Annotated in this window: 13 protein-coding genes; 8 read left to right on the top strand and 5 right to left on the bottom strand. The window is 55.1% G+C overall.

Annotated features, from left to right (window positions below):
* Positions 1-12: 12 nt before the first annotated feature.
* On the top strand, positions 13-822 hold the full coding sequence (locus tag RIC29_13810; GenBank protein ID MEQ8735996.1) for an alpha/beta hydrolase: 810 nt from the start codon (positions 13-15) through the stop codon (positions 820-822).
* On the opposite strand, the gene RIC29_13805 is transcribed toward RIC29_13810, so the two are convergent.
* The 5 genes from RIC29_13805 to RIC29_13785 all read right to left on the bottom strand — a co-directional run bounded on the left by RIC29_13805 (position 819) and on the right by RIC29_13785 (position 7,614).
* Positions 819-1,571 (bottom strand): sulfite exporter TauE/SafE family protein, encoded by a 753-nt coding sequence (locus RIC29_13805; protein ID MEQ8735995.1) that lies wholly within the window; start codon positions 1,569-1,571, stop codon positions 819-821. The two genes, RIC29_13810 and RIC29_13805, sit on opposite strands and share 4 nt — an antisense overlap.
* Positions 1,572-1,624: 53 nt before the next feature.
* Positions 1,625-2,245, bottom strand: coding sequence for a DUF938 domain-containing protein (locus RIC29_13800; protein MEQ8735994.1), 621 nt, complete (start codon positions 2,243-2,245; stop codon positions 1,625-1,627).
* Positions 2,246-2,352: 107 nt separating this feature from the next.
* Positions 2,353-4,266, bottom strand: coding sequence for a hydantoinase B/oxoprolinase family protein (locus RIC29_13795; protein ID MEQ8735993.1), 1,914 nt, complete (start codon positions 4,264-4,266; stop codon positions 2,353-2,355).
* 21 nt (positions 4,267-4,287) lie between these two features.
* The gene (locus tag RIC29_13790; GenBank protein ID MEQ8735992.1) at positions 4,288-6,459 is read right to left on the bottom strand and encodes a hydantoinase/oxoprolinase family protein; all 2,172 of its coding nucleotides are present in this window, start codon (positions 6,457-6,459) and stop codon (positions 4,288-4,290) included.
* A 243-nt stretch (positions 6,460-6,702) separates the two neighbouring features.
* Positions 6,703-7,614, bottom strand: a complete 912-nt coding sequence (locus RIC29_13785; protein MEQ8735991.1) for a hydroxymethylglutaryl-CoA lyase — start codon at positions 7,612-7,614, stop codon at positions 6,703-6,705.
* Positions 7,615-7,948: 334 nt separating this feature from the next.
* Here RIC29_13785 and RIC29_13780 point away from each other — a divergent pair, with 334 nt between their 5' ends.
* The 7 genes from RIC29_13780 (at position 7,949) to RIC29_13750 (ending at position 13,721) form a co-directional block, all read left to right on the top strand.
* Complete coding sequence (locus RIC29_13780; GenBank protein ID MEQ8735990.1) at positions 7,949-9,151, top strand: CaiB/BaiF CoA-transferase family protein; 1,203 nt, start codon at positions 7,949-7,951, stop codon at positions 9,149-9,151.
* Positions 9,152-9,192: 41 nt separating this feature from the next.
* Positions 9,193-9,825 (top strand): isochorismatase family protein, encoded by a 633-nt coding sequence (locus tag RIC29_13775; GenBank protein MEQ8735989.1) that lies wholly within the window; start codon positions 9,193-9,195, stop codon positions 9,823-9,825.
* 119 nt (positions 9,826-9,944) lie between these two features.
* On the top strand, positions 9,945-11,114 hold the full coding sequence (locus RIC29_13770; GenBank protein ID MEQ8735988.1) for an FAD-dependent monooxygenase: 1,170 nt from the start codon (positions 9,945-9,947) through the stop codon (positions 11,112-11,114).
* A 12-nt stretch (positions 11,115-11,126) separates the two neighbouring features.
* Complete coding sequence (locus RIC29_13765) at positions 11,127-11,669, top strand: VOC family protein (protein ID MEQ8735987.1); 543 nt, start codon at positions 11,127-11,129, stop codon at positions 11,667-11,669.
* Positions 11,670-11,718: 49 nt separating this feature from the next.
* Positions 11,719-12,021 carry a hypothetical protein gene (locus RIC29_13760; GenBank protein MEQ8735986.1) on the top strand — a complete coding sequence of 101 codons (303 nt, stop codon included), beginning with the start codon at positions 11,719-11,721 and terminating at the stop codon, positions 12,019-12,021.
* A gap of 180 nt (positions 12,022-12,201) precedes the next feature.
* The gene (locus RIC29_13755) at positions 12,202-13,332 is read left to right on the top strand and encodes a methyltransferase domain-containing protein (GenBank protein MEQ8735985.1); all 1,131 of its coding nucleotides are present in this window, start codon (positions 12,202-12,204) and stop codon (positions 13,330-13,332) included.
* 41 nt (positions 13,333-13,373) lie between these two features.
* Positions 13,374-13,721 carry a hypothetical protein gene (locus tag RIC29_13750; protein ID MEQ8735984.1) on the top strand — a complete coding sequence of 116 codons (348 nt, stop codon included), beginning with the start codon at positions 13,374-13,376 and terminating at the stop codon, positions 13,719-13,721.
* The last annotated feature ends 238 nt before the right edge of the window (positions 13,722-13,959 follow it).

The following is a 13,959-nucleotide window of genomic DNA, read 5'->3' as shown; positions in this document are numbered from 1 at the left end:
AGGAGCCCTACGATGCCGACTGCCCATATTAACGGTCATACGATGTATTACGAAACCCATGGTGAGGGTGTTCCCGTGCTGGTGCAAGGCGGTTGGGGCTCTTTCTGCCATGGCGCGCACGGGCATTTACCGCGTGGCCTGTCGGACAGTTACCAGGCCATCATCATTGACTATCGCGGGCTCTACGACTCGGACGATGATATGAGCCAGGAGTCGAGCATCGATATGTATGCCGACGACGCCATACAGCTGTTGGAGCATCTGGGGCACACCAGCGGCGCGCATTTGATTGGCCTGGTGGGCATGGGCGCCTGTATCTCGCAAGTGATGGCGATTAAACGCCCGGACCTGGTGCGCTCAATGATGAACATGGGCGCCTGGTCGGATGCCAGCGACCCGTTGTTCAACGAACAACTACGCCTGTTCCTCGACGTTCATCGGGAAATGGGATGGGAAGCCTTTCAACGCTTTGTGTGCATGATGTCATTCCGGCCAGATTTTTATAACGAAAACCATAAGCGTCTCCTCGGTCCCGATGGGCCTTGGCGCGAATTGAAGGGCCGCCTGCCCGCGCATGAGCGCTTTATTCATGCCTGTCTGAACCACAACGTGACGGATCAACTGGTCAACGTGAAATGCCCGAGCCTGGTGATTCACAGTCATATGGATACAGTGACCGGCCCGCGCATGACCCGGCCCATTCAAGAGGGCATTCCCAACGCGGAGGGTCTGGACATGCCAGAGGTCGCCCATGTGGTCGCCGGTAAAGAGCAGAAAATTGAGTTCTGTGAGGTGGTGCTAAACTGGCTGGCCCGCGTTTAAAACGCGTCTAAGACCAGCACGGCCCCGGACACAAACAGAAGACTGAGCACCACGGTGCGAAAGGTCTTTTCGCTGATCTTGAGGTAAGTGCGCGCGCCCAACCAAGAGCCGAGCACCGTTAAAGGTGTGGCCAAGGCGGCCAGCACCAGCACCTGCGCGGTCACCAAACCAGCAACGGCCATACCAATGGCCGCGACAGCCAGCACAACCAGATTGAAAGGCTGAAAGATCGCACGCTGGTCTGCCGATGGCCCGCCGCGCATTTGCAACCAGACGATGGGAAATGGGCCGGATAGTCCGGCGAACCCGCCAAGGACGCCACCGCCGACGCCAATGGCGGCATCTGCGGTGCGCCCACCCCAGGTGCCGATGTGAAAGCGCGCCACGCCAAGAAGCTGGGTAGCCGCGAAAATCAACAGAAAAAAACCAACCCCAACACGGATCGTACCCGGCCCCGCCAGCGACAAGGCGGCGACACCAAGGGGGATACCGATGAGGCCACCAATAAGAAAAGGCTGTGCCGCAGACCAGTCAAAATGTGGGCGTGCAGTTGCCAAGCCAACGATATGCGCCACCACGGCCGCGATGGTGACCAAGGGCGCAATCAACACCGGCGGCAAAACGTGCAGCCATATACCAGAGGCAATCAGCGCTGTGCCAAAGCCCGCCAGGCCGGTGACAAATCCGGCGATCAAAGCGCCGGACGCAACCACAAGCAGAGTCAACAGATCAGGAAGATAAGCCGTCATTGTTAGGGCTTAGCACAGGAGTCAGAAACGCGGGATTTTTTAAACGCAGGCGTCTAAGCAGCCCTATAAATCCGCAGCATATTATTCGCGGGCATATTGATCTGCGTATCCAGCGTTAGCCCGGCTGAGAGGGCCAGAGCATCGACCGCTGCCGTATCGCGGATGCCCCAAGACGGATCGCGGTCGCGCAGACTTTCATCGAAAGACGCATTGGACGGGGCAGTATGCGCGCCATCCACTTTGAACGGACCATATAAAAAAAGTACGCCGTCAGGATTGAGAATACGCCCAACCCCCGCGAACAAACCTTCCGCCGCAGACCATGGCGCGATGTGAATCATATTGCAGCATAAAACTGCTGCGGCCTCATCCACAGGCCACATGGGGGAACTGGCATCGAGCGCGATGGGGGCTTGCAAATTAGGTAGCTGAGCCTTCTCGACCATTTCGCTGATGCGGCCAAGGGCTTCGATATCGCGATCCGTGGGTTGCCATGTGAGATTAGGATAAGAGTCCGCAAACGAGGCCGAGTGATAGCCGCTGCCGGCCGCGATTTCGACCACCATACCGCTGGCCGGCAAACGCGGGCCAACCTGCTCGGAGATCGGCTGAATGTTGCGTTGCGCAGACGGGTGCGCAAGATCAAAAAGTTTTCCCGCCGTGGTGTTGATCATAATTAGAACACTTGATTTGGTGACTGACTCACACACCCTGAGGCGCAAAGAAAACGGGGCGACCAGTGTGGCCGCCCCGAAAACGTTTCTCAAGACTGAGCGGCGCTTTATTCAGCCGCTTGAGCCAAGGTTGAGGCCGGCTGGAACACCGGCGGCTTGGGGGCCTTGAGATGTGTTTCTTTCTCGCAATTAGCGAGAATGGTTTTGTGATCTGGCCCCTTATTGAAGACGGGAGTCTTCTTGGGACGCTTGGCCTGCATTTCCTTGCGGAGCTTTTCAGTGGCCGCAGCGTTTACGACACCGGCTTCACTGCACACCACACCATAACGCTTGGCACCGGCAACGGTGACCAGCCCACGACGGACCTCCAGCGCCACTGTTTCAGCATCGCGCTCGAGTGGGTTGCCGACGCCGCCGCCACCCCACGTGATAAAGGCAAGAATGTCGCCCTTTTTCACTTTGATGTTGTCACATTTGGACTGGTGATACTCGACCACACCGGTGTCATAGCCACCCCGGTACATGACCTTGATGGACCGCTCACCCGGTTCGCCGCCTGTGACACCCCAGGGGTATGTCAACCAGCGGTCATCGTGGATGGAGATTTCGCCATCTTCGAGGAAGCCGTAATCCACGCGCAGCGCGTTACCGCCGCGGTAGAAGCCTGGACCGCCTGTATCTGCAACGGTTTCGTGCTTCTCGATCCGCAGGGGGAAGTAAGCTTCCAGATATTCCTGCGGCACGTTGGTGAAGCTCGGCCACATGGAGTGACCATCCGGGCCATCGCCGTGTGGACGGGCCGGAATGCCACCGAAGCCAATTTGATAGAGCTGGTACCATTCGCCGCGGCTGTCTGTACCGGAGTACATAAAGTGCGGTGAAGAGGAGAAGCCAGCAGCCGCCAGGAAGTCTGGGTTTTTCTGGCCCAGCAGAGCTGCAAAGGTATCAAAGATACGGCCCAGGGCGTGGGTCCGGCAGGACAGAGCCGCCGGGAAGTTTGGCTTGAGCAACGTCCCCTGTGGGATCCGGACATCGACCAAATCGTAGAACCCGTCGTTGAACAGGATTTCCGGATCGAAGACCATGATCATGTACACACCCCAGAACATCTTGAGCATGTTTTCATTGAGGTAGAAGTTGATGGACCCGATGGCCTGGGGGTCTGTGCCTTCCCAGTCGAGGATCACCTTCTTGCCTTCGCGCCACATGGTGCACTTGATTTTGTAAGGACCGTAGCCGCGACCATCGTCATCGACGTAGTCTTCAAAGGAGACCGGCTCAACGCCAATGGCTTGTTGAATCAAGCCGCCAACGGCGCGGAGGTTCCGATCCAGAGCCGCTTGTGTGGCAGAGACATAAACGTCATCGCCAAAGCGGTCACACATTTCCTTGACGCGCTTCTCGGCCACACGACAGGCGGCGAGAACAGCGTTGAGATCTGAGCGGTTCCACTGGGGCAAACGCACCTGGTTGAGCATGAGCTCGAGCAGAGTTTCTTGCAGCACACCCTTTTTGTAGAGCTTGGTTGGCGGCGTCACGAGACCTTCTTCGAAGATCGTCGTCGCATCCGTTGGCATGGAGCCCGGAACTTTACCGCCGTTATCGGTCATGTGACCGAAGTGACAAGACCACCCCACCAGACGGCCATCATAGAAAATGGGAACCACGATGAGCCAGTCGTTGGCGTGACTGATCGCGCCCTCAACCTTGTAAGGATCGTTGGTGAAGAAGACGTCGCCTTCTTCGACCGTGCCGTCATAGCCGCGCAAGAAGCCGTCGATGAACGACCCAAACTGCCCAACAACCATCTTGCCGTTGCGGTCAGCAATCAGCGGGAACGCATCGTGCTGTTCACGAATACCAGGGGACATGGCCGTCCGGAAAACCGTGGCGTCCATTTCGTAACGGGCATTGCGCAAGGCGCTTTCAATAATGTCGAGTGTGATCGCGTCGATCTTGACCTTTTTAAAGGGCTTCTTGTTGGTTTGGATGATCTGCGCTTTTGATGTTTTTTTAGCCATAATTCTTCTCCTAACCTCGCCCTATTTCTTCGCTTTAGACTTGGATGCCGTCTTGCTCTTGGCTTTTGCCTTAGGCTTAGGCTTTGCCTTGGCCTTTGCCTTCGTCGCAGGCTTTGCCTTGGCTTTACCGCCTTTCCAACCCTTTGGCGTAATGAGAATACAACCGACGTGATCCACAGTGCCTTCGCAATCGGCGAGGATGACTGTTGTGGAGTCAAACTCGGTCACAACCGCTGGGCCAGGAATCTTGTTGCCAGCCTTCAACTTAGCCCGATCATAGATCTTGGCTTTGTGTGCTTTGCCGTCTGACCAAATGGTGTGCTTATCGTCGATCACAGCCGCGCTGGCATTGGCTGTGCCTTTGCTCGCCTTCACGGCTTTCACGTTTGGTGCATCCCCCATCACCACGGCACGCATGTTGACGATTTCGTGCTCGGCATCGAGCGCAAATGTAAACATACGGGTGTGGCTGGCATCAAAGGACTTGGCCGCTTGCTCAAGACCGTTTTTCTCGAAACCGGCAACTTTACACGGCACGGTGAGGGAAAAGCCCTGACCTGTGTAGCGAATATCCAGTTCCCAAACAATTTGGTGCTCTTTCTTTTCAACACCTTCTTTGATCAAAGACTTGGCCGCATTTTCGGTGAGTTCTTTGAAAATCTTTGCGACTTCTTTGTCGTTCGTTTCCGAGTAACGACGGATGAATGTTTTAGAGGCTTCGTTACGCACCCGTGTGGTGGCATCGCCATAGGCACACAACACGCCCGGGCCTGGCGGAATGATCACCGGCCAAGAGCCAGTCAACTTACCAAGAGCGTTGGCATGCAGCGGACCGGCACCGCCGAACCCGATCAACGCAAAGTCACGGGGATCGTAACCCTGTTCGATGGACACCAGGCGAAGGGCACCAAACATGTTTTCGTTGACGATTTTGATGATGCCTTCAGCAGCGGCTTCAACAGAAATCTTCAGCGGATCAGCAACGGCCTTCTTAACGGCTGCGCGTGAGGCTTTAACATCAAGCTTCATTTCGCCGCCAATGAGAGACGGTGGCAAGTGACCCAACACAACGTTAGCGTCTGTCACCGCTGGTTCGGTGCCGCCCTTGCCGTAGCAAGCCGGACCGGGATCAGCGCCAGCACTTTCCGGGCCAACACGCAGCGCGCCGGTGAGCTCTGGCACACGGGCCAAAGAACCGCCACCAGCACCAACCGTGCGCACGTCAAGAGAGGAGGACCGAACGGTCACATCACCAACGCGTGTTTCACGACGCAACTGAGGCTCGTTGTTTTCAATCAACGCCACGTCCGTGGAGGTGCCCCCCATATCGAAGGTCAGCAGGTTCTTGAAGCCAGATTGCTTGGCCACCCAAAGGGCACCCGCAACACCGCCAGCAGGACCAGACATCATCAAAGAAACGGGACGATCAGAGGCGTTCCCGAAGGCCATCAGGCCACCGTCAGAGCGCAACACTTTGTATTTGCATTTGCCGGTTTGCTTCTTGAGGGCGGTTTCCAGGTTGCCGAGGTATTTGGACACCGTCGGGCGCACATAAGAGTTAGCGACCGCGGTCAGGGTCCGCTCGTATTCGTACATTTCCGGCAATACTTCGTGGCTGAGACTGACCGGGACGCCGGGCATTTCTTTTTCGACGATTTTGCGGATTTTCTTTTCGTGGGCACCGTTGGCGAATGAGTTCATCAACGACACAGTGACAGCCTGGACCTTCTGACGTTTCAGGATTTTGCAGGCTTCAACCACGGAGTCTTCTTCAAGCTTGCGGACCACTTCGCCTTTGGCACCAATGCGCTCTTTAACTTCGACGGTGTTTTCAAGCAGCGCGAGTGGTGTTGGCTTTGGCCACACAATCCAGCCAGCAAGACCGCCTGGCACGAAAGACCGGCCAATCTGAAGAACTTGGCGATAACCGTCAGTCACAATCAGACCGACCTCAGCGCCCTTGCCTTCCAGAATGGCGTTCGTTGCCACGGTTGTGCCGTGCATCAACTCGTTGATTTCTGTTGGCTTAATTCCTGCATCTTCACAGATGCGGGCAATCCCGTTCATCACGCCGATGGACTGATCCGCCGGTGTTGATGGGGTTTTACCCCGGAAAGTTTCGCCAGTTTTTTCATTGATCAGGAGTAGATCCGTAAAGGTTCCCCCGACATCACACCCGAGTACGTAAGACATTGCGCGGTCACGTCCCTATATCTGAATTATTTTAATTTGGCTGATGACACTCTAACAGGTGTTTCACCTAAGAAGTGCTTCACAACCGCTCGACTCCCTACGAAGCCCGAATAGAAAAGGCTTCGTAAACTTAACTCAGCAGCCCGGCCAAATCGACTCAAGATGAAAAGACTCAGAACCGCGCCGCCCAACTACCGCAAAATCGCCCCTATGACTACCCCCATGGAAGTGTTCTGAGCCTGTTTAAGCCGCTTTTGCGTTATCTGGGAACACGCCGGCCTTACCCAACATGGCTGGAACGGGTCCCCCGAGTCGCTCGGCGATCCAGTCTGCGTTGCTGATGATCTTATTGATATCGATGCCGGTTTCCACACCCATACGGTTGAGCATGTAAACCAAATCTTCCAACGGAATATTGCCTGTAGCACGGGGCGCAAACGGACAACCACCAATGCCGCCGGTAGACGCATCCATAAAGTCTACGCCCGCTTCAACAGCCGCATAAGCGTTCGCTAAGCCGGTGTTGCGGGTGTTGTGCAGGTGCACCCGAATAGGCATGCCGGGCACAGCCTCTTTGACCTTACCGATCAACTCAGTCACGCGAATGGGGTCGGCACAGCCAATGGTATCAGCCAGGGCGATTTCAACAGGCTCGGATTCGGCACAGCGCTTGGCCATATCCGCCACATGATCGGGAGACACCTCACCCTCAAACGGACAGCCGAAGGATGCACCGATAGTGACACCCGCCTTAACCCCCTCGGATTTGGCGAGTTTTCCGACTTCATTCCAGGCCGCGACCGTTTCAGCAGAGGTCATACCCTGGTTCTTGGTGGCGAAGGTATCCGTGGCCACAACAGCGTAGCCGACTTCATCCACACCGGCATCACGGGCACGTTCATACCCCTTCATATTTAAGATAAGCCCGATAAAGGAGCAGCCGCTGTTTTTCGGAAGGCCAGCAAGCACTTCAACCGCATCGGCCATTTGGGGCACACGCTTGGGATTTACGAAGCTGGTGACCTCGATCCGCTTGGTGCCGGCATCGATAGACCTGGTGATAAACTCAATTTTATCCGCAGTGGACAAAATGGTGGGCTCGGCCTGGATGCCATCACGGGGACCAACTTCAACCAAAGTGACTGCGCGCGTCATGGCGTAACCTCTCTCTTATATAAGTAGTGGACTCGTCTATAAGTAGTGGACTCGTCTTTTTGGCCAGGTTTTATAACCTTGGCCCGTAACCAGGATATTAGTCGGGACGTCTCCCTTTGCAAGTTTTCGCGGGCCTAGGAGCGTGTCTGGATGCTTGAATCGTCGCGTGCCGGTCGCTAAACACCTGACGGGGGCTGTTCACCCTTCGCCCATTGGCTTTATCCTGATCCTCGTTGAGATTGGAATATGCTTAAAGCAGGCGCAATCGTCGAACAGCAGCAACAGTAAACAAGGCTCGCGAAAACCGGGCCATATCGGGAGAGGACGTACCACCATGTCTCAAGAAGCCACAGGCCCCTTGGCGGGGCTCCGCATGATCGAAATGGGTCAACTCTTGGCAGGACCATTCTGCGGCCAATTGATGGGCGATTTTGGCGCCGAAGTCATTAAGATCGAGCAGCCAACTGTGGGCGACCCGATGCGTCAATGGGGCCGTGAACTGGTGAACGGCAAATCTCTCTGGTGGCCGATTCTGGCGCGCAACAAAAAGTGCATCACCTTGAATGCGCGCGTCCCTGAAGGTCAAGAGATCATCAAGGAGCTGGTTAAGAAGTCGGACTTCCTGCTGGAAAACTTCCGCCCTGGCACTCTGGAACGCTGGAACCTGGGCTATGACGTTCTCTCGGCCATCAACGAAGCCATCATCATGATCCGCGTTTCGGGCTACGGACAAACCGGCCCTTACGCCCACAAAGCAGGTTATGCCGCCGTCGGAGAGGCCATGGGCGGTCTGCGCTACGTGATTGGAGATCCAACAACCCCACCAAGCCGGGCTGGTATTTCCATCGGGGATACTTTGGCGGCCACATACGGCTGCCTCGGCGCCCTGATGGCGCTGCACAACCGCCACGTCACCGGCAAAGGCCAGGTTGTCGACTCGGCGATCTATGAAGCCGTGTTCGCGATGATGGAAAGCCTGGTCAGTGAATATGACAAGACAGGTCACATTCGCGAGCGCACGGGCTCGATTTTACCGCAAGTGGCGCCCTCCAACATCTATGAAGCCAAGGACGGGCAGTTCCTGATCGCCGCCAACCAGGACACCGTGTTTGGACGTTTGTGTGCCGCCATGGGTCAGCCCGAACTGGCCGAAAACGCCCGCTACGCGACACACCATGCGCGCGGCGAAAACCAGACCGAATTGGACAACCTGATCAACGACTGGACCAAGACCAAAACCGTGAAGGAATTGGAAGCCGCCATGGATGAAGCGGGTGTGCCCTCAGGTTTGATTTATCGTGCCCCAGAGATGCTGGAAGATGCCCACTTCAAAGCCCGTGAAGCCATCATTGAAGTCGCCGACAAAACCATTGGGTCGCTAAAGATGCAAAACACCTTCCCAAAATTCTCGCGCACCCCGGGCAACGTGCGCTGGACCGGGCCAGATCATGGCGAGCATAACGAGCACGTCTACAAAGACATCCTCGGCATGACGGACAAGCAAATCGGTGATTACAAAGAAAAAGGCATCATCTGATTTGCAAGCAATGATCAGAGATACGCAGAAGGATTGCCAGCATGGCTGATGAGAAAAACCTCAACCAAGATTACGACAAGGCCGGATTCGGTGGCGCGCTGGACTTCGGTAAGAAGCCCGCGCTGCTGCTGATCGACTTTGCCAAGGCCTACATCACCAAAGACTGTGGGTTGTATGCCGGGGTCGAGGACTCCGCTGCGGCGGCGCGTCAGCTTCTGGTGGCGGCGCGCAAAGCGGGGATCATGATTGTGTATACCCGGGTGGAGTTCACGCCCGGTGGTGCTGATGGTGGCGTGTTCTACCGCAAGGTACCGGCGCTGAAAAACTTCGACCGCGGCAGCCCCATGGGTGAATTTGTCGAGGGACTTGAGCCGCAAGACGATGAGGTCGTGATCACCAAGCAATATGCCAGCGCTTTCTTCGGCACCAACTTGGCATCAACATTAACGGCGGCCGGAGTCGACACCTTGTTGATTACCGGTTGGAGCACCTCCGGCTGCGTGCGTGCCTCCACATTGGATGCCTGCCAGTCTGGGTTTATTCCCATTGTTGTGCGGGAAGCAGTGGGTGATAGAGATGTGCGGCCCCATGAATCCAATTTGTTTGATCTGCAGGCCAAGTACGCAGAAGTCAAAAACATGGATGACGTGCTGGCCTATTTGAAGGCCCTCTGAGATTTCAGCTGCGAAGCGTCCACTTACCGGTTTTGTATCACCAAGCGGATTGAGTCTGCGGGGATGATGCGGGCACTGTGCACCATAATGGTGTTGCATGAGTAAAGGTGAAACCGGCCATGAAAAACACACGTATTGCCGTCATTGGCGCTGGCATGGCGGGGCTCACGGCGGCTCTGTCGCTTCAAAAAAACGGTTTCAAACCGACCGTCTATGAACTTGCGCCTGAACTGGGGGAAGTTGGTGCTGGGTTAACGCTAAGCCCCAACTCGACCCATGGCCTTGAGTATGTAGGTGTTGGTAAAGCCCTGGCCGCACAGGCGCACGTACCAGCGTCGCAAGCCATCATGCATTACCAAACGGGTGAGATCTTGGTGGAAACCAAGCGCGGCGATATTCCGCTGCAAAAATACGGTGCACATTATTATCAAATTCATCGCGCGGACCTGCACCAGATTCTCTGTGATGCCGCACGCGCCAATGACCCGGACTGCCTGGTGCTCGACCACGCCTTTGACAGTTACACCGAAACTAAGGATGGCATTGAAATCACGTTTACCAATGGCAACACCGCCACCGTTGATGTGGTGATTGGGGCCGACGGTATTCGATCGGCCGTGCGCAGTGCCATGTTCGGCCCGGAAGACCCGAAGTTCACGGGCAATGTCGCCTACCGTGGCATCGTGACCAAAGGCGATCTGTCTGACGATCTCGTTACCCCAGCCTCCGGCGTGGCCATCGCGCCGCGCAAAGCCTTTACGCGGTATCTGGTAAGACACGGCACTTTGATCAACTTCGTTGCGTTCGTGCGCCGTGACGGGTGGGACGAAGAAGGCTGGTCGATCCCCGTCACCCAAGACGAATTGATGGAAGAGTTCGGCGACTGGCACCCCAGGATCAGCGATCTGATCAAAGCCGCCCCAAAGGACAAAGTGTTCAAATGGGCCTTGTATGACCGTGACCCTTTAGACCAGTGGACAAAAGGGCGCGTGACTTTAGTGGGTGATGCGGCCCACCCCATGCTGCCCTTTATGGGCATGGGCGCCGCTATGGGCATTGAAGATGGTGTTGTACTGGGCCGCGCCTTCGGTGCGTCAGACACCATTGAAGAAGCCCTGACACGCTATGAAGCGGCGCGGAAAGAGCGGGCCAATAGCGTTCTTGTGAATTCGCGCGCGGCCCGGGAACGTCTGCAAAGCGATCATCCTGAGCAGTATGACGATTCAAAACATAAGAACGAAGAAAGCATGGGCTTGTTCGAGTACAATCCCGGCACCGTTCCCGTTTAGAGGATAAACGCCATGCGCTTTTTTGCGGCTATCGGACTCGCCCTGTCACTCGTTCTGCCCCTCACCTTAGGCGGCTCAGCTTATGCTGAAGGAGAAGAAGACCTAACGATTGCTGATCTGCGTCGCCCAACCATGCCTGTCTCTGACCTAGACGCGTCGCTGAAATTTTTCACTGAAGTCCTCAATATGACGGACGGTGGACGGGTCGTTTACAACAGCCCGGTCCTGCGCAAAGCCATTGGTGCGCCAGACGGCGTTGATATCACTGTGCTAGCACTCAATGATCGTAACCAGACGGGTGCGATGGTTTTGGTGAGTGCGCCCGGCCTGATCATTGATGCGACAGCGAACGCCAGCAACGCGACGACCCTTGCTTTGTCGGTTAACGATATTACCTCTGTCTATGAACGGGCCGTCGATGGCGGTTATACTGTTTTGATGACACCAGACGAAGCGGCTGCGGCTGAGAATTATCCTCCAGAAAAGGAGATGATTCTGCTAGAACCCAGCGGACATCGTTTAATCGTGGTTCAACCGCCGCCCGCAGCTCCCTAGAGCCGGGCTTATGAGGAACCCTCACGCTAAATTTAGATAGAGAAAAAAGATGACCGAACAACCAAAAATTACGTTACCCCGGGATGCCAAAGGTAAACGATCTGTCTTTTTTGATGATCCTGCCATTGATCAAATCATGACTTTTATCCTCGAACTCTCGGCCGAGGTGTCCGTGGTGTATGACCGTATGGATACAATTGAACGCCTGCTCGACGAAAAAGGCACCATTAGTCGTGATGACATTGAAGCGTATCGTCCCAATGAAGACGTCGAGAACGCCCGCAATGAGCGGCGCGAAGCCTATCTGAAGCGGGTTTTCCGGATGCACCCACAGGCTCCGGTAAAAGACTAATCGCCCAGCGCTTGGCTTGACGAAAGTCAAAGCCCTGCCCCGCTAAATCAGGTGAAGTCTTTAAGCGTGGGAGGCGTTCCGCTGACCAACAGATGATCGCTAAACGTAGAGGACTCGCCTCTGCGACATAGCCCGATAAGGTAGAGTCAGACCCTAACGTTGCCTGCAGTGGAGTTTTAAATGATCCCTCTTGAGAACCATGACATGCTGGCCCAACGCGTTCATGATGAAGAATCACGTCAGTCGTTTGTGAATGATTTTCGTATTCATCTCGCCAGCAAAGTCTTTCCTGGCAATTTTCCCACGTACTACAACCGGGTGCTGCCGCAGTTCATCAAAGACAAAGGCCGCGAACCGGAAACCCGGCATGAAGTACGCCGGGTTATGACCCACGATCCCTATTATTCCTTCTGGAGCGCCATGCAGCGCAACAGTCAGGAAATGATTTGGGACTCGGTCATTGATTCTGTAGAGCGGCAATTGCCCGAGTTGATCGAGAAATCCCGCAAAGCTGCTACCAAAGGCTCACTCACGCTGGACCCTGATCTGGAAACACCAAAGTATCATGTAGCGGCAGACATTCACTTGCAGCCAGGGGCCTATCACTCCGATCAGATTGAAGATGATGTGGCCGCGGGTGCCATGTACGACTGGGGCACCTACATTTACTCTATGGGTGGCCTCGGCACCGGCAACAACGCCCTTGGCCAAATCACCCATGGGTTTTTCAAAAACGAATTCCCCGACATGAAGCCGAAGCGCATCCTGGATATGGGCTGCACCATCGGCGGATCCATAACCTATTGGGCACAACAAAACCCAGATGCCGAATGTCATGCCATTGATGTTGGCGCGCCGGTGCTGCGCTATGGCCATGCCCGTGCCGAAGCCTTGGGCGCTACCGTGCATTTCAGCCAACAGAATGCAGAACACACCAACTTCGAAGATGAGAGCTTTGACGTTGTGATGTCGCATATTCTTCTGCATGAAACCTCACGCACAGCCATTCAAAACGTCTTTAACGAATCCTACCGCTTGCTCAAACCCGGCGGCGTAATGATGCACATGGACCTGCCGCAAGCCCATGGGCAACCGCCGTTGGAAGGATTTCTGTTTGAGTGGGAAATTTACAACAACAACGAGCACTTCTTTGCTCAGTTAAGAGATATGGATATGGCAGAGCTGTGCCGGAAAGCTGGATTTAAGGACGAAAACATTCACCTTAAATCCGCTGGCTCGTTCTGGATGGAAGATCAAACCCCCTACGCAGACGACGGGTTTGAGTTTCCCATCACCATTGGCATCAAATAATTTACTGACACCTAGAAACACTTTGAGGGATGGGACGCACAATGCCCAATGATGATCAAAAGAAAATCAAACTGCCCCGCACTGCCAAGGGCAAAAAACCACAATATTTTGCAGACCCAACCGTCGACAAACTGTTGTCGATGGTTCTGACTTTGATGGGCGAACTTTCTGTGACCCGGGACCGCTTAGATACGGTCGAGCGCCTGATTGAGAAACATGGCGTGTTCAAAGTCGACGAGATCGAACACTACGACATTCCTGACGATGTCGATCAAATCCGAAGCGAGCGCCGCAGCGCCTATATTGCGCGCGTCCTGAAAACCGTCCAGGACGAGTTGGATGCTTTGCAGAGCAAAGGCGACGGCAAGAATTCTGAACTGGACGACTAAGAAATATCCGCAATGAACGTCGCCACCAAAGGGCCGCTCCAGTCGAGCGGCCCTTTTGACATCCAGCGTCTGAATTTAGATGCCAAGAACCACCATGCTGATTTGCGATGTTGCTGCGCCAGCAACATAAGCTAGGGACAATGCGAGTGCATAATACTTGGTCATGAAAGCCTCCGGTTTATACAGGACGCAAAAGTGCGCCGGGATACGGTGGCAAGGCCAAACAGCTTGTGAGAAC

The organism is Rhodospirillaceae bacterium, assembly GCA_040219235.1.
GTDB lineage: Bacteria > Pseudomonadota > Alphaproteobacteria > Rhodospirillales > Rhodospirillaceae > WLXB01.
Note: the sequence above shows the minus strand (reverse complement) of the source record. Positions and strands in the feature narration are given on the sequence as shown.